Here is an 18,135-nt window from a genome sequence, read left to right as displayed (position 1 = left end):
GGGGGGCACTGTATCCACTCCGGCTGACGATCTGGCGCAATGGGGATTGTCCCGAGGCGGGTGATACTGACAGCATGTCAACCGTTGGGGCGTGGCTCCGGGAGTTTTGCCATGATCGAATTCGTTTTGCCCACCATGACGTGCGGCCACTGCGTCAAGTCCGTCACGGCCACAGTGCGCCAAGTGGACGCAACGGCCCAAGTCGCCATCGACTTGCCCACCCACAAAGTGGCGATTCACAGCGAGCTGCCAGCCGAAGCGTTCAAGGCCGCCTTGGCCGAAGAAGGCTACGAAGCCGCCTGAGGAATATTAATAGGGGGATGGGCGGCGCGTTCACAATGTCGTATGTTTCCGACACCGCATTGAGTTACGCTCAGAAACGTGCCAAACCGTAAAATCTGGCGTGTTGCTTGGTCATGTGATGTTCTGCGCGTGGCCTTTGGAGCGCCGGCTTGTTGTTTTGTTCAACCCACTCATTCACGCAGAAAGCCCGATATGAACCCTGTTGCCAACCACCGATTCGGCGCCAAGCCGATCCTGGGTTGTTTGCTGACGGCAACACTTTTGCTGGGGGCCGGGGCTGTTCAGGCGCAGGCGGGCCGTTTTACGGCCTCACCTGCGGGGGACACCGTGGCCGACAGCAAAACCAGCTTCACGTGGAGCCGTTGCAGTGTGGGTCAGGCGTGGGTCAACAACGCTTGCACCGGCACAGCCACGCTGTTCACCTACGATCAGGCGGTGGCCTATGCCAAAGCACAGCAGGCTGGCGGCTGGCGCTTGCCCGATGCCAAAGAGCTGATCAGTTTGGTCGATCGGGAGCGTACCAGTCCGGCGATTGATGTGGCCGTGTTTCCTGGCACCGTTCTGAACAACTACTGGACGTCATCACCGATGGTGGGCGATCCGGACGCCTTTTGGACCGTGAATTTCATCACGGGGGCGCTGGCCTACAGTTTCCGCGACAATGTTCATCCCATCCGACTCGTGAAGTGATGCGGGATGTCACCCCCCCAACTTGTCAGGCTGGCGGAGTTGCGTCCGAGTCTGTAGAGTTTTTCCACACAATCCGTTCCACATCAGAGAGCTTGCTATGAATCCTCCAGCTCCCCACCGCTTTGCGTCGAGTCTGGCTTCTGGATGCGTACTGGCGGCCATGCTGCTGGGTGGCGGTGCTGTACAAGCCCAGGCACCCGAGCAGAGTGAGGCTTCGCGCTTTGTGTATTCCGCCAGCGGGGATGCTGTGACGGACACCAAGACAGGCCGCACATGGCGTCGTTGCAGTGCGGGCCAGACTTGGAACGGCAACAGCTGCATCGGCAGCATGGCGCTGTTTACGCATGACCAGGCCATTGCCTACGCTCAAACCCAAGCCGGCTGGCGCCTGCCCACGGCACGTGAGCTGGGCAGTTTGGTGGATCGCACGCGCAGCAAGCCGGCCATCAACGTGACCGCTTTCCCGAACACGTCTTCGACCGGTTACTGGACGTCCTCGACCCTGGTGGGTTACCCCGACTACGCTTGGAGCGTTTACTTCTTCGTCGGGTATGTGAACGCCAGTGCGCGTTCCACCAACCGGCTGCACGTTCGTTTGGTGCGCTGAGTCCCTCGGCGGGCGTCGTCCAGCCAACAAAAAGCCCGCAAGCTGTTGAGCTTGCGGGCTTTTTGCGTTCGGGTCAGCCTTGCACCGGTTCCATCACCATCAGGCCCGAAGCGGTGTTGGAAATCGGGATGTGGTAATTCTGGTGAATTCGCCGGACTTGCTCACCCAGCGCAGCGCGGGTGGCCAGCCACATCAGCAGCTCCACCCCTTGGGTGCCCGTTTTTTCCACCAGTTGGTGAACGCTGAATTGGGTGGCCCACTTCGGGTCTTCGATCAGGCTGTTCATGAACTGGAGATCGAACGCCTTGTTGATGAAACCGGCCCGTTCGCCGTCCAGTTGATGGCTCAGTCCACCGGTGCCAAGGAACAGCACGCGGGGTTCACGACCGTCGTCGGTCTGCCATGTGCGGACAGCTTGGCCGATGGCCTCCCCCAATGCCCAGCAGCGCTTGGCCGACGGGAGCGGAAACTGCACGGTGTTGAAACACACCGGCACGACCTTGACCGGCCAATTCTGATCCGGCCAAAGCAGTGCCATCGGCAGGGTGAAAGCATGATCCACCAGCATTTCTTGGCAGGTGGTGAGGTCAAACTCAGCGTCGATGAGCTGGTTGATGAGGTGCCATGACAGGTGTTGCTCCCCTGGAAACGCCGGCACCTGCGGAATGCCCCAGCCTTCGTCGGCGTTGACATAACTGGGCGCAGCGCCCACGGCAAACGTGGGCATCTTGTCGAGGAAAAAATTCAGGCCGTGATCGTTGTAGAACACCACCACCACATCGGGGCGGGCTTGTTCCAGCCAGGTGTGAACGGGGGCGAAGCCATCAAAAAAGGGCTTCCAATAGGGATCCTGTTGCAGTTCTCGGGCGATGGCGCGACCGATCGCAGGAACGTGGGATGTGGTGATGCCACCGACGATGTGTGCCATGGGACGTGTCTCCTCAAACAATGAATTCGGTGGGTTAGATCACTGGCCAGCCGCCACGAGCATGGCTTTGAATGCGTCTTTGCTCATGCCCGTTTGCAGGGCACCCAGGTCTTGGACGTCCAACCCCAAGATGCCGGCGAACTTGGCCAAGTAATACACATTGCCCCCTGCGGCGATCAGGCCGAGCACATCACGGTTTCGGATGGCGTTGCGCTGTGCGTCGTTCAACTGATAGCGGGTGCAGTAAGCGTCTTCGTCTTGTTGAAACGCCACCCGGTTGGCGGCGGAATTGAACGAGTAGCACATCTTGTTCAGCGCGTACCCTTTCATGGCTTGGGTGCCATCGAACAGCGTGGTGCCAGGAATCGGGGTTTCGGTGGGCATGGGTGTCTCCGGTGGAGGCTGGGGTGGCCCAGTATTTCGCGGGGCGGGTCTGCGATAAAGCGGTGCATACTCATGCGATCCATGAAAAAAATCGATGCATCAACGCCTTCACCGGCTTATCTCGACTTGGATGGCCACTTGTTGCAACTGTTGCTGTGTGTTCACGAGTGCGGCAGCATCACGCGGGCGGCGCAACGGTTGGGGTTGACCCAATCGGCCGTCAGCCATGCCTTGGAGCGGTTGCGGGGGCTGGTGGGGGATGCGTTGTTCGTCAAGTCCGGGCGCGGCATCGTGCCGACGGCGCACGCCGATGTTCTGGCCGCCCGTGCGCGCACCCTGCTGGACGAACTGCGGGCTTTCAGTTGGGCCGGTGGGGTGGTTCCTGAGCAGCTCACGGCGTGTTTCACCATCGCCGCCAATGATTTGCAGCGGGATTTGCTCCTGCCCCCGCTGCTGCGTGCGCTGCGGGCGCAGGCACCTGGGGTGACGCTGCGCGTCATCCCTTCGGGCGCTCCACAGCCCGCGTTGCTGCGCGAAGGGGAGTGCCATCTGGTGTTGACCCCGCGTCCACCGGAAGGATCGGACATCGTGCAGCGCCGCTTGTTCGAGGACACCTACCGTGTGTTCTACGACCCCCAACAGCGTGTCGCCCCGCAAGGTTTGGCCGACTATCTGGCCGCCGAGCATGTCAGTGTGTTGTACGAACCCCGGCGCAGTTTGGAGCTGGATGATTGGCTGCTGGCCCAAGGCATACAGCGTCGCATCGTGGCCTTGGTGCCGGGGTTTGCCGGCTTGGCAGGCTTGCTGCGTGCGGGGCCGTGGGTGGCAACTGCCCCCGGTCTGCTCGGTGAGGGGGTACTGCGTGGATTGGCCCAGGCGCCTGTGCCCGTTTCGACGCCCACACTGGCCATGTACATGGTGTGGCACCTGCGCCATCAGCACGATCCGGTTCACACTTGGTTGCGTCAGACCTTGCTGGGCACAATGCCAACCCTTGTGCGTCCCCGACGCGATTCACCACAGAAAGACCTTGTATGAGCATCAAAACCGCTGTCGTGAACGGGGTGGCGACCCTGGAAATCGCCCGTCCTGAAAAGAAAAACGCCCTGACCTTGGCGATGTACCAAACCTTGGCCGATGCCTTGGTGGCCGCTCAAGCCAACCCGGAGGTGCGGGCGGTGTTGATCACGGGGCAGCCGGGCATCTTTACTTCGGGCAATGACATCGAAGATTTTGTCCAGCGTCCGCCTCAAGGGGAGGACTCGCCGGTGTTCGTGTTCATGCGCGCTTTGTTGGCGTGTGACAAACCGGTGGTGGCCGCCGTCACCGGGTCGGCCATCGGCATTGGCACAACGATGCTGTTGCACTGCGATTTCGTCTACATCAGTGACGAGGCCCGCTTGGCCATGCCGTTTGCCAGCCTGGGCTTGGTGCCGGAGTTTGGCGCCAGTTGGCTGGTGCCCCAACTCATGGGGCAGCGCCGTGCCGCCGAAAAGCTGCTGCTGGGCGATCCTTTCTCCGCCGCTGAAGCGCTGGAGTGTGGTTTGGCCAATGCCGTGCTGCCCCCTTCGGAAGTGCTGAACCACGCTCGGCGTGTGGCCGAGCGTTTCAACGAGCTGCCGCCGGGCGCGGTTCGCCAAATCAAGCAGTTGATGCACGCCGGCCAGGCCACGGCCCTGCGCGGCATCATGCGAAGCGAGGGTGAACTGTTCAGTCAACGTCTGCGCAGCCCGGAAGCGCAGGAGGCGTTCCAAGCCTTCTTCCAAAAGCGCAAGCCGGACTTTTCCAAGTTCGCTTGAACCCCGCGCTTCAGCGCAGCAGCTCGATTTGATCGACGTAGATCGTGCCTGAGCCTGCCGAAGCCAGTTGAATGTTCAAACGCTTGAGCCAGCTCGGATTCCCAAGCTGGCTCATGGACACCGACACCTGTTGCCACTGGCCCGCCAGGGTGCTGAAGTTGACGGAAGCGCTGTCTCCACCCCCATCGCTGCTTTGGGTGTACAGGCGCAACGGCGTGGCTTGTGGGCTGTACACCCAGAACCGGAGCGTGGTGCCGGTCGTGCTCCAGCCGCTGTCGTGGCGCAGGGACAGGCCGCCCCAGTTGCTCAAATCCACCCGGATCGCCTGTGTGCCCGTGTGGACGTGGGTGGTGTCATTGAACTGGCGCGTGGCGTTCCATGACCAATCGCTCCAACCGCTGCCCAAGGTGTCGGTGTACACCTCTTGGGCTTGGCAGGCCAGGGTGGATGTGGTCGTGGCCGGCCCGAACGCCGAGGTGTTGCCAGCGGCGTCCCGTGCGGTCAGGCGGAGGGTGAAGGGGCGGGCGCACGGTTGGTCGCTGAGGGTCACGCGGGTGTCGGTCAGGCCGGATCGCAGCAGCGTCGTGCCGGTGTACAGGTCGTAGGCCGTGACGCCGGTGTTGTCCGTGCTCGCCGCCCAGCTCAAGCTGAAACCCTGCGCGGTGCGCGCACTGACCACCGGTGCGCCCGGTGCGCTGGGAGGCTCGGTGTCGGTCACCACGGGCGTGCTGCCCTGGCTGGCGATGATGCGGCTCAACAGCATCACGTAGGCGGCTTGCGTGTAAATCGCCGGTTCGCTCAACTCCCACGAGTTTTCCGGCCAACCGGCATTCCAGTCCCGGTACGCTTTTGGGGGCGGCTGGTCGGTGATGCCAGCCACAGGGCCGCTGTAACCCTTGTTCGGCCCGCCGGTGACGTAACCCGGTGGCGGGCCTTTGGGGGAGGTTTGCGCGTCGTCCCACGCGCTGCCATCGGTGAACCAGGTGTGGTAAATCTGGCGCACCGACGACTCGGCTCCATGGGCGTTCATGTTCGACAGCATCACCAGCCCCAGCGGGTTGGCACCGTGTAGCCAGTGCAGGTGCTGCTCGGCAATGGCCCGGTATTGGGCGCGCTGGGTGGGGTTGAGCTGGAAGTGGATGAAGTCCAGGTTGAGGTTGCCCACGTTGGCGCGCACTTGGTTGTGGCCCCAGTGGTATTGCGCATCGGGCAGATGGGCGCGGTACAAGTCGGTGCCTGCTTGGTCATCATCGATCGACATCACGCCGTTCATCCCCTGTTTTTGCCGTCGGATGTTGGCCGCCACCGTCGCCGACACGCCCGGCAAACCCGCATACCGCAGCAGCGCCAGGTGTTGCGCGTGGCCGTAGGGCCCCCACCAGGTGTCGCTGTAGGGGGGCGCTTGGGTGTAGCGCTGTTCGACAAATTGCCGGTATTCCGCCTTGCCCGTGGCTTCATACAGATACACCGCTGCCGTCAGCGCGCTGGCCAGTTGGCCGGTGGCCGACACGTCGGCGTCGCCCGCACGGATGTGCCCATCGTCACACTGGGTTTGGTAGGTGCTGAAGTTTTGCGTGGTGACTTTGGCACGTTGCCAGGCCGCTTGAGCGCGGGTCAGCAACGCATTCCCATACGTTTGCTGGGACGCGATGCCCCGGTACACGACCGCCCCTGCCGCCAACATCGCACTGCCCGCCAGCGTGGCCGAGGTGCATTCGGGCAGGTAGTAGCGGGGGCGGGTGTCGCTGCTGGGCGGGCTGGCGCTGCCTTCGTCGGTGTCCACGCCGACTTTGAGCAACAACCCGTGGGTGCCTGTGGCGTCTTGCATGCGCTGAAGGAAGGCCAGTTCCCACTTGAGTTCGTCCAGTACATCGGGCAGACCGTTGCCGGACTCGGGAATGCCCAGTGCATCGGTGAACACCTGTGGGCTGAGTCGGTACGCTTCGAGCAACTGCAAGACCGCCGATTGGGCGAAAGTGGTGTACTTGTTGGTGTCGCCAGCGTCCATCCAGCCGCCGCGCAAGTCGCGGGCGGTGCGGGCGTCGCCTTTGGCGTAGCGGCTGGTGGCGAAGCGGTCTTGTTGAGCCCCCTGGTAGCTGGCAGCGTCGGCCCAGCGCGCCCCGGCGTAGCGGCTGGGATGCGCCACCCCCAAGCGCTGGTGATAAAACACCCGCAACGCTTGGCGCAACACCTCGTCATAGACCTTGGGCCCCACGTCGAAGCGCCCCGATCCGACGCGGCGAACGCTGTCATACAGGTAGTAGGCGCCCGGGGTTTTCACACTGGAAAAATCCAGCCACCAGCCCCGGTCGCCCGATTGGAAGTGAGTGGCGCCCGCCCGCCAAGCTTGCAGCGTGGCGCGAAGCACCACACGGTCGTCGTCCCAGCGGCGCACTTCGTACTGTCCCACGCCTGTGCCGGGCGCGAAGGCCGCCGCTGCGTTCGATCCAGCCTGCGGATCGACCACGATGGCCAGTTTGCGGCTGTCCGGCAGGTAGCCGAACTGATCCACTTTGAGAAATGGTGAAATCTGCGCCGGGGCCGCAGTGGCCACGCTGACCCCCGTGGCGATGGCCCCCGCCAGGCCCAAATGCCGAGCCCACACACCGATGGGCGCGATGCGGCGTGAGGCCATAGGGGGGTGGAGCTGGGGAGGTGCAGTGAGTGTGTGCATGTGAAGCCCTGACAATGGCAAGCGTGATCGGAAACAACAGGACATCATGAAACGATTTGCGCGTTTTGGACGCTCCTCCGTGGCGACGCGCTGGCGGCCACGGATCCCATGGGCGGCCCTGTTGCGCTGGGGGCTGTCGTTGCTGCTGGCGCTGGTGATCGTGGCGCCCTCCCGCCCGGTGCGTACAACGGCCAATGGCGCGAACATGCCATCCTGGGTGCCTGCGCTGCTGCCCACCAAGGAAGGCGAGCTGCAAGCCCAATTGCTGCAAACCAGCGCGGACATCAAAACCCTGAAAGACAGCCTCAGCGCCAAGGAAGTCCAACTGCAAGAGGCGCGTGTCCACGTGCAAGAAGCCCAGCGCAACGCCCTGGACGCCGGTCAGCGGGCCATGCGCCTGCAAGCGGAGTTGGACGCGGTTCGGTTGCTTGTCGATCCCAAGCAGGCGGCGGCCATGGAGCAGCGGGCGGCAGAGGCGAAAAATCAGCCGGTTTATGACTTGGCGGAGCTGTACGTGTCCGGCTGCACCAGCAAGGAAGCGTGTCCGACCTTCATCGTCATTCCCCGCGTTGGCACCGTGACGCTCGGGTCGGATCGAGAAGCGATCAGTGTGAGCTTCAGGCACCGTTTTGCCATGGCTCGCACCGAAGTCACTGTGGCGCAGTGGCGCGCCTTCTGGAACGCCCCCGACCGCGACTACCAGCCCACCGGCATGACGATCGATCCGTGTCGCTGGGACGATCCCGCCATGAGTGGCGACGAAACCGCGCCGATTCGCTGCGTCAGTGCCGTCGATGCCGAGGCATATGCCCGGTGGTTTGCCAAACGGTACGCCAATCGCCTGGGCGTGAAGGTCGAGTCGATAGGCTTACCCTCTGAAGCCGAGTGGGAGCTGAGCGCACGCGGGGGCCTCTACACCGAGCCCTACTTGTGGAAAAAAGATTTGCCGTTGCCCGAGCGCTGCTTGCAATCGCAGTTCGGCAAATGTTCGGGGGGCATTCGCTCGGTGGCGGGGCGGCGGCCCAACGGCTATGGCTTGTACGACATGATCGGCAACGTCAACGAATGGCTGGCCTCGCCTTGGCGTGAAAACCGCGCTGCGATTCCGTCCGATGCGCGGGATGTGTTCAGCCCGACGGCCAGCATGCGGGTGGTGCGTGGGGGCAGCTACGCCTCCATGACCGATGACGGGTTGAGCTTGATTGCCCGTTCTGGCAGCGTCAAGCAACGCCGTGACCCCTACATCGGTTTCCGGCTGGTGGTGCGTTTGGTGGGGACCGTGGATGCCGGGACACCCGCAGCCAAACCAGCCAGTGCGGGGGCTTGATGTGGGCTTTGGGTGGTGAGTCTCGTCGAGAGACTCCCCTGATCCAGAGTACAGTCCCCGGCGGCGCGGGGTTCCTCGTGCTTTTTTGTCGCGTTTTATTGTCATGACCGACCTTGCCGTTTTTCTACGCCAGCGCTTGCGTTGGCCCGCTTTGTTCAGCTTGGCCATCAATTTGGCCCTGTTGGCCCCTTCCATCTACATGCTCCAGGTGTACGACCGGGTGTTGGTGACGCGCAGCATCGAGACCTTGGTCATGCTGACGATCCTCACCGGGGTGACGCTGGCAGCTTTCGGTGCGCTGGATCAGGTGCGCAGCCGGTTGCTGTCGCTGGTGGGGATGTCGCTGGAGCAGCGTTTCGGGCCGACGTTGCTGTCTCACCTGATCGTCACCAACGCCCGCCAGACGACCACCGCCGCCGATGACGGTCTCAAAGACCTGAGCACGCTGCGCAACTTTTTGTCCGGCACGCCGGTGGTGGCCTTGTTCGACGCGCCTTGGGCCGTTGTTTACGTGCTGCTCATCGCGGCATTTGATTGGCGCTTGGGGTTGCTGGCCATCGTGTCCGTGCTGGTGCTGCTGTGGCTGACGTGGAGCAACAACCAGCGCACCCGGTCTGGCCTGGACGGCACCCTCAAAGAGATGCGTGCCGCAGGGCGCTGGGCGGATCGCTGCCTGGCCAACGCCGAAGTGGTGACGGCGCTGGGCATGAGTGACACCCTGTCGCGGCGCTGGGCCGAGCAAACGGCGTCGGTTCACGATCGGAACCTGACGATGGGGTCGCGCACTGGCGTGTTGTCGGCCAGCACGCGCACCCTGCGGCAAATGGTGCAGGTGCTGATGATGGCCCTCGGAGCTTGGCTGGTGATCCACGAGGGCGCTTCTTCCGGGGTGATGCTGGCCACCACCATCATCTTGGGGCGTGCGCTGGCGCCGATTGAGCAAATCATCGGCAGTTGGAGCGCCTTCACGGAAGCCCGACTGGCGTTTGGCCGGTTGGATGAGCTGCTGGCCAAGCCCCCCGAAGGCGTGGTGGCCACGACGCTGCCGCGCCCGCAGGGGCACCTCAAGGTCGAAGGGTTGACCCATGTCACGCCCGACAGCCAACGCATTTTGCTGCGCCAAGTCAGTTTCGACGCGGCACCGGGCGAGATCGTGGCCTTGGTGGGGGGCAGCGGCGCCGGCAAGACGACGCTGGCCCGTTTGCTGGTCGGGGTGCTGCGCCCCTCGGCTGGCGTGGTGCGGCTCGATGGGGCGGACATCCGACAATACGATCCCCGCGTGCTGGGCCCCGCCCTCGGGTATTTGCCGCAGGATGTGGAGCTGTTTTCCGGCACCGTGGCCGAAAACATCGCCCGGTTCACGCAAACGCCGGAGAACGACTGTGCCGAAGCCGTCATCGCTGCCGCCAAAGCGGCGGGGGTGCATGAGCTGATCTTGCGTTTCCCGCAGGGCTACGACACCCAAGTGGGTGAAGGTGGCCGGCGCTTGTCGGGCGGGCAGCGGCAGCGTGTGGCCTTGGCGCGGGCGCTGTACCAGGCTCCGGCGGTGGTCGTGCTCGACGAGCCCGACGCGAGCCTCGACTCCGAAGGCGAAGACGCCCTGATGCATGCCTTGCAAGGCCTCAAGCAGCGTGGTACCACCGTGGTGGCCGTGACCCAACGCCGTCGCCTGTTGGGCGTGGCGGACAAAGTCATCGTCATGCGGGACGGGCAAGTTGAACGCACCGCCACCCAGGCCCAATTGCAGGCCCAAGCCCAGCAGGCGCAGCAGTCCCAGGTCGCGGCCGCGCAGCGGTCGGCGGCTGTGGTGGCACATCCCCATCAATCACGAGGGCAAACCGCATGAGCTTGACGAGTGCTTCCCCAGTCTCTTTGCCCACCCTGGCGTCGCAAGGTTCCGTGGACGCTGTGGTGGTGCGCGTACCCTTGGCCGAGCGTGCGCGGATCATGCAGTTGCGTGGGCTGTGGGTCATCGGCCTGTGGGTGGGTTTGTTTGTGCTGTGGGCGTTGTTCGCACCCATTTCCGGGGGGGTGGTGGCACAGGGGTTGGTCAAAGTCGAGGCCAACCGTCGCACCGTCACCCACCGTGATGGGGGCACCGTGGCCCGCATCCCTGTGAAAGAAGGCCAGTTGGTGCAAAAGGGGGACGTGCTGCTGGAGCTGGAAGACGTGCGCGTCGAAGCCTCGGTGGACATGCTGCGGGCCCAGTTTCTGGCCGACCGGCTGCGCCAATCGCGTTTGGAGGCCGAGCTGGCGGGCCAAAAAACATGGCAACCTGCGCCCGCGCTGTTGGAGGAATTCAAGGGCGAAGCGCAGTTGTCCGAGCAAATTCGCAAGGAGCGCGCCAGTTTCCAGGCCCGCCAGGCGAATCTGGCCGCCCAGTTGCAGGGGGATGAGGCGCAAATGAGCAGCACCGAGGCCGAAATCCAAGCCCGTTTGCGTGAGCGTGACAACGCCGGCAACGCCATCGGGGCCATGCGTGAGGAGTTGGAGCTGAACCGCCAACTGGCCAAAGAGCAGTTCGTCAACCGCACGCGGGTGCTGGCGCTGGAGCGGGCGCTGAGTGACTACGAGTCCCGCCGGCTGAGCAACGAGGCCGAATTGGCACAAGCTCAACAGCGTTTGGGCAGCTTGCGGGCTCACGCGCAGATGCTGCGTGACAACCTGCGCCAAAGCGCCTCGGATGAATTGCGTGAGGTGGCGGGGCGCCTGTCCGACACGGGGCAGCGGTTGCGTTCCAGCCAAGACGACCATGCGCGGCAGAAAGTGACGGCGCCGGAGTCGGGGCGCTTGCTGAACTTGCGGGTGAACACACCGGGCTCGGCCTTGGGCGCCCGCGAGCCGATTGTGGACATCGTGCCCGTGGATGCACCACTGGTCATTGAAGCGCGCATTCCGTTGGAGACGGGGGCGGACGTGGTCGCGGGGGTTCAGGCCGAAGTGCGCATCAACACCGGTTACAGCCGCAGTGAAAAACTGTTGCCAGCCGAGGTGATTCGGGTGTCGGCTGACGCGGTGGAAGACCAGCGCAGCGGCGCACAGTTCCTGACGGCGGTGCTGCATGTGGCGCCTGAGGCGCTCAAGAGCAGCGGCATGCCGATGCAGCCCGGTTTGCCGGTGGAGGCGTACCTGAAAATTTCTGAGCGTACGCCCTTCGGGTTCCTGATGGAGCCGCTGACGGGTTATTTCCGCCGCTCGTTCCGAGAGCATTAAAGAGTGTCAGTGCGATGCGTTTTCTGTTCATTCATCAAAACCTGCCGGGCCAGTTCACCCATCTGATTCAAGCTTTGCTGCAAGCGGGGCATGAGGTGTTGGGCATCTGCGAGCGCCACACGCTGGCGCGGTGTCTCCAGTTGCATCCGGGCATCCGGGTGATGGCGTACACCGTGCCCCCAGCGCCGGATCGGGACAAGATCCACGGGTATTTGCGCGATGTCGATGCCCAAGTGCGTCGAGGCCAGCAAGTGGTGCGCTGCCTGCGCGAGTTGAAGAAAAATGGGTTGGTGCCGGATCTGATCGTGGCGCACCCCGGCTGGGGCGAGAGCCTGTTTGTCTGGGATGTGCTGCCCCACGTGCCGCTCATCAACTACTTCGAGTTCTTCTTCGCCAACCAAGGCGGCGACGTCAACTTCGACCCGGAGTTTCCGACCTCGCTGGACGGTTTGTGCCGCATGACCATGCGCAACAGCATGCACCTGTCGGCGCTGGAGAACTGCACGGCGGGGGTGTCGCCGACGCCGTGGCAGCGCTCGCGTTTCCCGGTGGCCCACCAGGCCAAAATCACGCTGCTGCACGAAGGGGTGGACACGGACGCCATCCGCCCCGATCCCAACGCCTGTTGGACGTGGCAGGGGCGTGAATACCGCAAGGGCCAGCCCATCGTTACCTACGTGGGACGGGGTTTGGAGCCGTATCGGGGGTTCCACATCTTCATGCGCATGTTGCCCAAGCTGCTGCGGCGCCACCCGGACGTGCGGGTGATCGTGGTGGGCGGCGACGATGTCAGCTACGGCCAGCGCCATGCCAGCGGACGCAGTTGGCGCGAAGTGCTGCTGGACGAAATCCGCACCGGCAGCCCCGCCACGCCAGGGCTGACCGACGCAGAACTGGAACGGGTGCATTTCACCGGCAAAGTGCCGCACAAGGATTTGCACGCCATCTTCCAAGTCACGACGGCGCACTTGTACCTGACGTACCCGTTTGTGCTGTCGTGGTCGCTGCTGGAGGCGATGAGCTGCGGTGCGTTGGTGGTGGCCAGCCGCACCGCCCCGGTCGAAGACGTGATCGTGGACGGTGGCAACGGCCTGCTGGTCAACTTCTTTGATCCGGAGGACATCTTGGCGCGCTTGGGCCAGGTGCTGGCCGATCCGGCGCGTTTCGAAGCTGTGCGACAGGCGGCGCGCACCAGTGTGGTCAACCGATTCGATCTGAAGCGGGTGTGTTTGCCAGCGGGGGTGAAGTTCTTGATGGAGACGGCGGGCCGCTCTGTGGCGCCTGCCTCATCGGTGTGAGCTTTCGGGCCGATGGGGTGGGTTTAGCACTCCCTCTGGGGGAGTGCTAATATCAAGGGAACCGTTCCCCTCTGGTGGACTCACAACCCCGCATGAACACACACACTCCCTCTTCTGCGCTGACGCTGCGTGACCCGTGGGCCCTGGTGCCGCCGGTTGGCAACTTGGATGCTTACATCAGCGCCGTCAACCGCCTGCCCATGCTGACGGCCGAGGAAGAAGCGGATCTGGCACGCAAGCTGCGCAGCCAGGCCGATGTGGAAGCTGCCGGGCGCTTGGTGTTGTCGCATCTGCGCTTGGTGGTGTCGATTTCGCGCCAATACCTGGGCTACGGCTTGCCGCAGAGCGATCTGATTCAAGAAGGCAACGTCGGGCTGATGAAAGCCGTCAAGCGCTTCGACCCGGATCAGGGCGTGCGCTTGGTGAGCTACGCCATGCACTGGATCAAGGCCGAGATCCACGAGTACATTTTGAAGAACTGGCGCATGGTCAAGGTCGCGACGACCAAGGCGCAGCGCAAGCTGTTCTTCAACCTGCGCTCGATGAAACAAGGTTTGAAGGGCCACGCCGCCGACCACGATACGTTCCGCAACACCCTGACCCCGGACGAAGTCGAGGTGGTGGCGCGTGAACTCAACGTCAAGCCGGAAGACGTGGTTGAAATGGAAACCCGTTTGTCGGGCGGGGACGTGGCACTGGAGCCGCAGACCGACGATGGCGAAGAAAGTTACGCCCCCATCGCCTATTTGGCCGACGACACGCACGAGCCGACCCGCGTGATCGAATCGCGCCGCCGCGATGCGTTGGCCAGCCACGGTGTGATCCAAGCACTGGAGTCGTTGGATGCGCGCAGCCGGCGCATCGTTGAAGAGCGCTGGCTCAAGGTCAACGATGACAACTCCGGCGGCATGACGCTGCACGAGTTGGCCGCCGAATACGGAGTCAGCGCCGAGCGCATCCGCCAAATCGAGGTGGCGGCGCTCAAAAAAATGCGCAAGGCGTTGGAAACGGCCTGAGCAGGCGCGTCACGGCTCTGCCAGCAACAACTTCAAGTCATGCGCCAGCGCTTCGGCGCCGCTGCCGTAGCGGGAAAACACCCGCACCTGGCCTTGTTTGTCGAACAAATACGAGCCGGCGGTGTGATCCACCGTGTAATTGCCGCTCGTTTTGCTCGGCACTTTGGCGTAATAAATCTTGAATTCCTTGGCCACGGCTTGGGTTTGGGCCGCGTCGCCCGAGAGCCCGAGAAAATCCGGGCCGAAGTTCGCCATGTAGGCTTTGAGCAACTCGCGTGTGTCCCGCTCGGGATCGACGGAAACAAACACCGGCTGCACCAACGCCCCTTGCGCGCCCAAATCACGTTTGACCGTGGCCAGCTCCATCAAGGTCGTCGGGCACACGTCCGGGCATTGGGTGTAGCCGAAAAACACCACCGCCACCTTGCCTTTGAAATCCGCCAAAGTGCGCGGCTGGCCGTTTTGGTCGGGCAGGCTGAGGCGGCGGGCGTAGTCGGCCCCGGTGATGTTCAAACCCTTGAAAGCCGGTTGCGGCGTGCCGCCCAGGCCGAGTTTGTCGCAGCCGCTCAAGGCGGCGGTGCCTGCCACAGCGAGCAGGTGGCGTCGAGTCAGAAGGTGTTGCATGGCCGCGCACCTTAGCGCAGCTCGCCAGCCTGAACGTGACGCCGATCACGCTCCGCCCGGTGGGCGACGGCGCAGCATGGATTTCATGTCGTCCAGCGCAATGCGCGTGTCGGCACTCACGGCGGGGCCTTTGTCCGGTGCGCGGAAGGCGTGGCCGTAAACCACTTCCAGCGTCAGGTGCAACCGGCCCTGGGCATCGGCCAGGCGGTGCAAACCGGCCAGCAACTCGGCCCGCCAGCGCGGCGTGCGCAAACCGGAGAACCGACCGGGCGCGGTGTTCGCCCCCAAGCCGCGCAGTTCCTCCAGCAAGGCTTCCGGCGAGGAATAGGTGAGGTGCAACTGCTCCTGATCCATCACTGGATCGGCAAACCCGGCCTCGACCATCATGTCGCCCAAATCGTGCATGTCCACCGGCAAGGCCAACGCCGGCCCCCAGCCTTGGCGGGCATACAGCGTCCGCAATTGCGGCAGCGAGCCCGGCCCCAGCGTGGCGTACATGACGAAACCGTCCGGCGCCAACGCCCGGCGCCACGCCGCCAGCAGCGCACGCGGGTCGGCCTCCCCATGCAGGCGCATCACCGACCACAACAGCGCCGTTTGCCCCGCCAACGCGGCTTCGGGGGCCAACTCACGCGGTGGCGCCTCACCCCGCCAGCGCGACCACCACGGTCGGCCATCCCCAGCGGGCGGGCGATGCTCCACCACCCGCTGGAACGTCGCAGCGGGGCAGGCGGCGCGCAGCTCGGGCGCCAGCGGCCCATCGTCGCCGGGCCACAACAGCACCGAGGCGGGGGTTTGGCGAATCACCGCCAGCCGCTCCACCATGCGCCGGCCAATTTCCTCATGCAGCCACGGTGCCGGCTGGGCTGCGAGCAGCCGTTGGCGCACGCGCTGGGCGGCGGCGGGGTCGAGCCGGTGGCTCAATTCGGCAGAGGATGAAACGTCGGACATGGGCACGGCCAGCAAAAACAGAGGCGCCAAGGCGCAGGGGCCGGCCAGTATATTGAGCCGATGCCCGCTCCGACCGACCCACTCCACAAGGCCCGTTTCCGCTTCGGGCCTTGGTGGCGCCAGGGCGTGGACCGGGTGTTGGCCGCGTGGCCGGGGGTGTGTCCGGTGTGCGATGCCTGGGCCAGCGGTGCGCGCTGCGAACCCTGCCGGCAACGCTACGCCGCGCCAAAGGCCCGCTGCCCGCGCTGCGCTGTGCCATGGGTTGGGGGGGGCGAGTGCCCGGCGTGTCAATACCAACCGCCTGGGCCAGCGGCCACGGTGGCGGCGGTGGATTACGTTGAACCGTGGCGCACGCTGATTCCGGCGCTCAAATTCCACGGTCGTTTGGACCATGTGCCCTGGCTGGCCGCGCTGTTGGTGGATGCGGTGCGGGCCGCGCCACCGTCACCCGCCGGGCCGGTGACGCGGGTGACGGCGGTGCCCTTGTCCGACGCCCGCCTGCGTGAGCGGGGTTTCAACCAAGCCGGGCAGATCGCCCGCCACGTCGCCCGAGCGCTGGATTTGCCCTATGACCCCGAGGCGCTGCTGCGTTGGCGCAGCACGGGCCAACAAACCGCGTTGGATCGGGCGCAGCGTTTGCAAAACCTCGGGCAAGCTTTCATGCCGCACCCGCTGGCACGGGCGCGTTTGCAAGGTCAGCACGTTGCCTTGGTGGACGATGTGCTCACCACCGGCGCAACGCTGCGGGCTGCCGGCCAAGCGTTGTTGGAGGGCGGGGCGCGGGCGGTGTCGTGGTGGGTGGTGGCGCGCACGCCCAGCCCGCGAGAGTTGGAAGACGCAGCGGCCCCGGCGTTGGGCGGCGACAATGCGCCGCATGTTCCGCATCGTCCTGGTTCAACCTGAAATCCCGCCGAACACCGGCAACATCATTCGGCTGTCGGCCAACACCGGCTGCGCCTTGCATCTGATCGAGCCCTTGGGCTTTTCGATGGATGACAAGCTGTTGCAGCGGGCGGGCCTCGACTATCACGAGTACGCCACCGTGCGGCGCCATGCGAGTTGGGCGGCGTTTATCGCCGCCGAGCAGCCGGCGCCAGAGCGCTGCTTTGCGTTCACCACCCACGGCAGCCGCCCACACACCGACATCACCTGGCAACCCGGCGACACGCTGGTGTTTGGCCGCGAAAGCGCCGGGCTCGATCCGGCCTTGCGCGAGACCTTCCCGCTGAGTCAGCGCGTGCGCCTGCCCATGCGGCCAGGGCAGCGCAGCCTCAACCTCAGCAATGCGGTGGCGGTGGCGGTGTTTGAGGCGTGGCGGCAGAACGGGTTTGGGTAGCCTCCGCCCGCGCATCCCGCCGCATCAGCCGCTCGACCGCCTGCCGAGGCGTTTCCCGCCCATCCAGCACCGCGTTCACCGCTGCTGTCAATGGCATGTCCACCCCCAGCGCGGCAGCGCGCTGGGCCACCGTCTTGGCGCTGTACACGCCTTCGGCCACATGCCCCAGACGCGCCAGCACGTCCGGCAAGGCCAGCCCTTCGGCCAGCAACAGGCCCACGCGGCGATTGCGTGACAAATCCCCCGTGGCGGTCAACACCAAATCTCCGAGCCCGGTCAGGCCCATGAAGGTGTCGAGCCGGGCGCCCATCGCCACGCCCAGGCGCGACATTTCCGCCAACCCCCGTGTGATGAGCGCCGCCCGGGCGTTCAACCCCAGATTCAGCCCATCGGAGATGCCCGTGGCGATGGCCAGCACGTTTTTCACCGCCCCACCGACTGCGACGCCCACGGGATCGTCCGAGGTGTAGATGCGCAGCGCGTCGCTGTGCAAGGCCGTCACCGCCAGGCGGGTGAGTTCGGCATCGAAGCTGGAAGCCACCAGCGCAGTCGGCTGCCCGGTGGCCACTTCCTGCGCAAAACTCGGCCCGGACAGCACACCCACCCGCCCATGCGGCAGCACCTGCGCGGCGATTTCATGCCCCAGCAAGCCCGTGCCCGCTTCAAACCCTTTGCACAGCCAGAAGACCCGGGCGTGCGTCGGCAAAGCGGCCAGCGTGGCGCGCAAGGCGGCCATCGGCGTGCCGATGATGAACAGCCCATCGTCGTGACTGGCGTGGCGCATGGCCGCGTCCCAGTCAGGGGTGGCGGTGAGTGGCGCCGGCCAGGCGAGGTCGGGCAAGTAACGCGGGTTGCTGCGGACGGCCTGCATGTGCGCCGCTTGGGCCGCGTCGCGTGCCCAGAGCTGCACAGGGTGATGGCGGGCAGCCGCCATGGCCAGTGCTGTGCCCCAGGCGCCGGCACCCAATACCGTGATTCGCATTGC

General features: G+C 64.6%; 18 protein-coding genes. 12 read left to right on the top strand and 6 right to left on the bottom strand.

The features are described 5' to 3' along the window. Nucleotides 1-111: 111 nt before the first annotated feature. The 3 genes from VITFI_RS01775 to VITFI_RS01765 all read left to right on the top strand — a co-directional run bounded on the left by VITFI_RS01775 (nucleotide 112) and on the right by VITFI_RS01765 (nucleotide 1,600). Nucleotides 112-303 carry a heavy-metal-associated domain-containing protein gene (locus VITFI_RS01775; RefSeq protein WP_089415545.1) on the top strand — a complete coding sequence of 64 codons (192 nt, stop codon included), beginning with the start codon at nucleotides 112-114 and terminating at the stop codon, nucleotides 301-303. A 192-nt stretch (nucleotides 304-495) separates the two neighbouring features. Further along, a complete protein-coding gene (locus tag VITFI_RS01770) occupies nucleotides 496-993 on the top strand; it encodes an Lcl C-terminal domain-containing protein (protein WP_089415544.1) in 498 nt (165 codons plus the stop codon). Between the two features lie 97 nt (nucleotides 994-1,090). After that, complete coding sequence (locus VITFI_RS01765) at nucleotides 1,091-1,600, top strand: Lcl C-terminal domain-containing protein (protein ID WP_089415543.1); 510 nt, start codon at nucleotides 1,091-1,093, stop codon at nucleotides 1,598-1,600. Nucleotides 1,601-1,673: 73 nt separating this feature from the next. Here the strand turns inward: VITFI_RS01765 and VITFI_RS01760 are convergent, their stop codons facing one another. Both VITFI_RS01760 and VITFI_RS01755 read right to left on the bottom strand, forming a co-directional pair. After that, nucleotides 1,674-2,528 (bottom strand): class III extradiol dioxygenase family protein, encoded by an 855-nt coding sequence (locus tag VITFI_RS01760; RefSeq protein WP_089415542.1) that lies wholly within the window; start codon nucleotides 2,526-2,528, stop codon nucleotides 1,674-1,676. Nucleotides 2,529-2,567: 39 nt separating this feature from the next. Continuing rightward, nucleotides 2,568-2,912 carry a protocatechuate 4,5-dioxygenase subunit alpha gene (locus VITFI_RS01755; protein WP_089415541.1) on the bottom strand — a complete coding sequence of 115 codons (345 nt, stop codon included), beginning with the start codon at nucleotides 2,910-2,912 and terminating at the stop codon, nucleotides 2,568-2,570. Between the two features lie 72 nt (nucleotides 2,913-2,984). Here VITFI_RS01755 and VITFI_RS01750 point away from each other — a divergent pair, with 72 nt between their 5' ends. Then, nucleotides 2,985-3,950, top strand: coding sequence for a LysR family transcriptional regulator (locus VITFI_RS01750; RefSeq protein WP_198301569.1), 966 nt, complete (start codon nucleotides 2,985-2,987; stop codon nucleotides 3,948-3,950). Then, complete coding sequence (locus VITFI_RS01745; RefSeq protein ID WP_089415539.1) at nucleotides 3,947-4,711, top strand: enoyl-CoA hydratase; 765 nt, start codon at nucleotides 3,947-3,949, stop codon at nucleotides 4,709-4,711. The genes VITFI_RS01750 and VITFI_RS01745 overlap by 4 nt, the downstream gene beginning before the upstream one ends. A gap of 10 nt (nucleotides 4,712-4,721) precedes the next feature. On the opposite strand, the gene VITFI_RS01740 is transcribed toward VITFI_RS01745, so the two are convergent. Continuing rightward, on the bottom strand, nucleotides 4,722-7,346 hold the full coding sequence (locus VITFI_RS01740; RefSeq protein ID WP_198301568.1) for a glycoside hydrolase family 9 protein: 2,625 nt from the start codon (nucleotides 7,344-7,346) through the stop codon (nucleotides 4,722-4,724). An 85-nt stretch (nucleotides 7,347-7,431) separates the two neighbouring features. On the opposite strand from VITFI_RS01740, the gene VITFI_RS01735 reads away from it, so the two are divergent. The 5 genes from VITFI_RS01735 (at nucleotide 7,432) to rpoH (ending at nucleotide 14,239) form a co-directional block, all read left to right on the top strand. Continuing rightward, complete coding sequence (locus VITFI_RS01735) at nucleotides 7,432-8,712, top strand: formylglycine-generating enzyme family protein (RefSeq protein WP_089417916.1); 1,281 nt, start codon at nucleotides 7,432-7,434, stop codon at nucleotides 8,710-8,712. Nucleotides 8,713-8,815: 103 nt separating this feature from the next. Beyond that, nucleotides 8,816-10,558, top strand: coding sequence for a type I secretion system permease/ATPase (locus VITFI_RS01730; RefSeq protein ID WP_089415537.1), 1,743 nt, complete (start codon nucleotides 8,816-8,818; stop codon nucleotides 10,556-10,558). Continuing rightward, nucleotides 10,555-11,925, top strand: coding sequence for an HlyD family type I secretion periplasmic adaptor subunit (locus VITFI_RS01725; protein WP_089415536.1), 1,371 nt, complete (start codon nucleotides 10,555-10,557; stop codon nucleotides 11,923-11,925). The genes VITFI_RS01730 and VITFI_RS01725 overlap by 4 nt, the downstream gene beginning before the upstream one ends. Before the next feature lie 14 nt (nucleotides 11,926-11,939). Beyond that, nucleotides 11,940-13,223: a glycosyltransferase family 4 protein gene (locus tag VITFI_RS01720; RefSeq protein ID WP_089415535.1), complete on the top strand. Its 1,284-nt coding sequence runs from the start codon at nucleotides 11,940-11,942 to the stop codon at nucleotides 13,221-13,223. Between the two features lie 92 nt (nucleotides 13,224-13,315). Then, nucleotides 13,316-14,239, top strand: a complete 924-nt coding sequence (gene rpoH, locus VITFI_RS01715; protein ID WP_089415534.1) for an RNA polymerase sigma factor RpoH — start codon at nucleotides 13,316-13,318, stop codon at nucleotides 14,237-14,239. 9 nt (nucleotides 14,240-14,248) lie between these two features. Here the strand turns inward: rpoH and VITFI_RS01710 are convergent, their stop codons facing one another. Together VITFI_RS01710 and VITFI_RS01705 are read right to left on the bottom strand one after the other, a co-directional pair. Beyond that, on the bottom strand, nucleotides 14,249-14,863 hold the full coding sequence (locus VITFI_RS01710) for an SCO family protein (protein ID WP_089415533.1): 615 nt from the start codon (nucleotides 14,861-14,863) through the stop codon (nucleotides 14,249-14,251). 45 nt (nucleotides 14,864-14,908) lie between these two features. Next, complete coding sequence (locus tag VITFI_RS01705; RefSeq protein WP_198301567.1) at nucleotides 14,909-15,814, bottom strand: hypothetical protein; 906 nt, start codon at nucleotides 15,812-15,814, stop codon at nucleotides 14,909-14,911. A gap of 60 nt (nucleotides 15,815-15,874) precedes the next feature. Here VITFI_RS01705 and VITFI_RS01700 point away from each other — a divergent pair, with 60 nt between their 5' ends. Continuing rightward, the gene (locus VITFI_RS01700) at nucleotides 15,875-16,717 is read left to right on the top strand and encodes a ComF family protein (RefSeq protein WP_089415532.1); all 843 of its coding nucleotides are present in this window, start codon (nucleotides 15,875-15,877) and stop codon (nucleotides 16,715-16,717) included. After that, nucleotides 16,689-17,150, top strand: coding sequence for a tRNA (cytidine(34)-2'-O)-methyltransferase (locus tag VITFI_RS01695; protein ID WP_089417914.1), 462 nt, complete (start codon nucleotides 16,689-16,691; stop codon nucleotides 17,148-17,150). Before VITFI_RS01700 ends, VITFI_RS01695 begins: the two co-directional genes overlap by 29 nt. Here VITFI_RS01695 and VITFI_RS01690 read toward each other — a convergent pair. After that, nucleotides 17,092-18,132 carry an NAD(P)H-dependent glycerol-3-phosphate dehydrogenase gene (locus tag VITFI_RS01690; protein WP_089415531.1) on the bottom strand — a complete coding sequence of 347 codons (1,041 nt, stop codon included), beginning with the start codon at nucleotides 18,130-18,132 and terminating at the stop codon, nucleotides 17,092-17,094. The genes VITFI_RS01695 and VITFI_RS01690 overlap by 59 nt on opposite strands. Nucleotides 18,133-18,135 lie beyond the last annotated feature (3 nt).

Source organism: Vitreoscilla filiformis, assembly GCF_002222655.1.
Classification (GTDB): Bacteria; Pseudomonadota; Gammaproteobacteria; order Burkholderiales; family Burkholderiaceae_C; genus Ideonella; species Ideonella filiformis.
This window is presented reverse-complemented; position numbering and strand designations above follow the sequence as displayed.

What these genes read in the sequence shown, in the direction of transcription:
- VITFI_RS01755 (WP_089415541.1), bottom strand. Translation starts at nt 2,912, where the DNA reads ATGCCCACCGAAACCCCGATTCCTGGCACCACGCTGTTCGATGGCACC.
- VITFI_RS01730 (WP_089415537.1), top strand. Translation starts at nt 8,816, where the DNA reads ATGACCGACCTTGCCGTTTTTCTACGCCAGCGCTTGCGTTGGCCCGCT.
- VITFI_RS01775 (WP_089415545.1), top strand. Translation starts at nt 112, where the DNA reads ATGATCGAATTCGTTTTGCCCACCATGACGTGCGGCCACTGCGTCAAG.
- VITFI_RS01725 (WP_089415536.1), top strand. Translation starts at nt 10,555, where the DNA reads ATGAGCTTGACGAGTGCTTCCCCAGTCTCTTTGCCCACCCTGGCGTCG.
- VITFI_RS01760 (WP_089415542.1), bottom strand. Translation starts at nt 2,528, where the DNA reads ATGGCACACATCGTCGGTGGCATCACCACATCCCACGTTCCTGCGATC.
- VITFI_RS01695 (WP_089417914.1), top strand. Translation starts at nt 16,689, where the DNA reads ATGTTCCGCATCGTCCTGGTTCAACCTGAAATCCCGCCGAACACCGGC.
- VITFI_RS01745 (WP_089415539.1), top strand. Translation starts at nt 3,947, where the DNA reads ATGAGCATCAAAACCGCTGTCGTGAACGGGGTGGCGACCCTGGAAATC.
- VITFI_RS01710 (WP_089415533.1), bottom strand. Translation starts at nt 14,863, where the DNA reads ATGCAACACCTTCTGACTCGACGCCACCTGCTCGCTGTGGCAGGCACC.
- VITFI_RS01700 (WP_089415532.1), top strand. Translation starts at nt 15,875, where the DNA reads ATGCCCGCTCCGACCGACCCACTCCACAAGGCCCGTTTCCGCTTCGGG.
- VITFI_RS01750 (WP_198301569.1), top strand. Translation starts at nt 2,985, where the DNA reads ATGCGATCCATGAAAAAAATCGATGCATCAACGCCTTCACCGGCTTAT.
- VITFI_RS01735 (WP_089417916.1), top strand. Translation starts at nt 7,432, where the DNA reads ATGAAACGATTTGCGCGTTTTGGACGCTCCTCCGTGGCGACGCGCTGG.
- VITFI_RS01705 (WP_198301567.1), bottom strand. Translation starts at nt 15,814, where the DNA reads ATGTCCGACGTTTCATCCTCTGCCGAATTGAGCCACCGGCTCGACCCC.
- VITFI_RS01740 (WP_198301568.1), bottom strand. Translation starts at nt 7,346, where the DNA reads ATGGCCTCACGCCGCATCGCGCCCATCGGTGTGTGGGCTCGGCATTTG.
- VITFI_RS01770 (WP_089415544.1), top strand. Translation starts at nt 496, where the DNA reads ATGAACCCTGTTGCCAACCACCGATTCGGCGCCAAGCCGATCCTGGGT.
- VITFI_RS01720 (WP_089415535.1), top strand. Translation starts at nt 11,940, where the DNA reads ATGCGTTTTCTGTTCATTCATCAAAACCTGCCGGGCCAGTTCACCCAT.
- VITFI_RS01765 (WP_089415543.1), top strand. Translation starts at nt 1,091, where the DNA reads ATGAATCCTCCAGCTCCCCACCGCTTTGCGTCGAGTCTGGCTTCTGGA.
- VITFI_RS01690 (WP_089415531.1), bottom strand. Translation starts at nt 18,132, where the DNA reads ATGCGAATCACGGTATTGGGTGCCGGCGCCTGGGGCACAGCACTGGCC.
- rpoH (WP_089415534.1), top strand. Translation starts at nt 13,316, where the DNA reads ATGAACACACACACTCCCTCTTCTGCGCTGACGCTGCGTGACCCGTGG.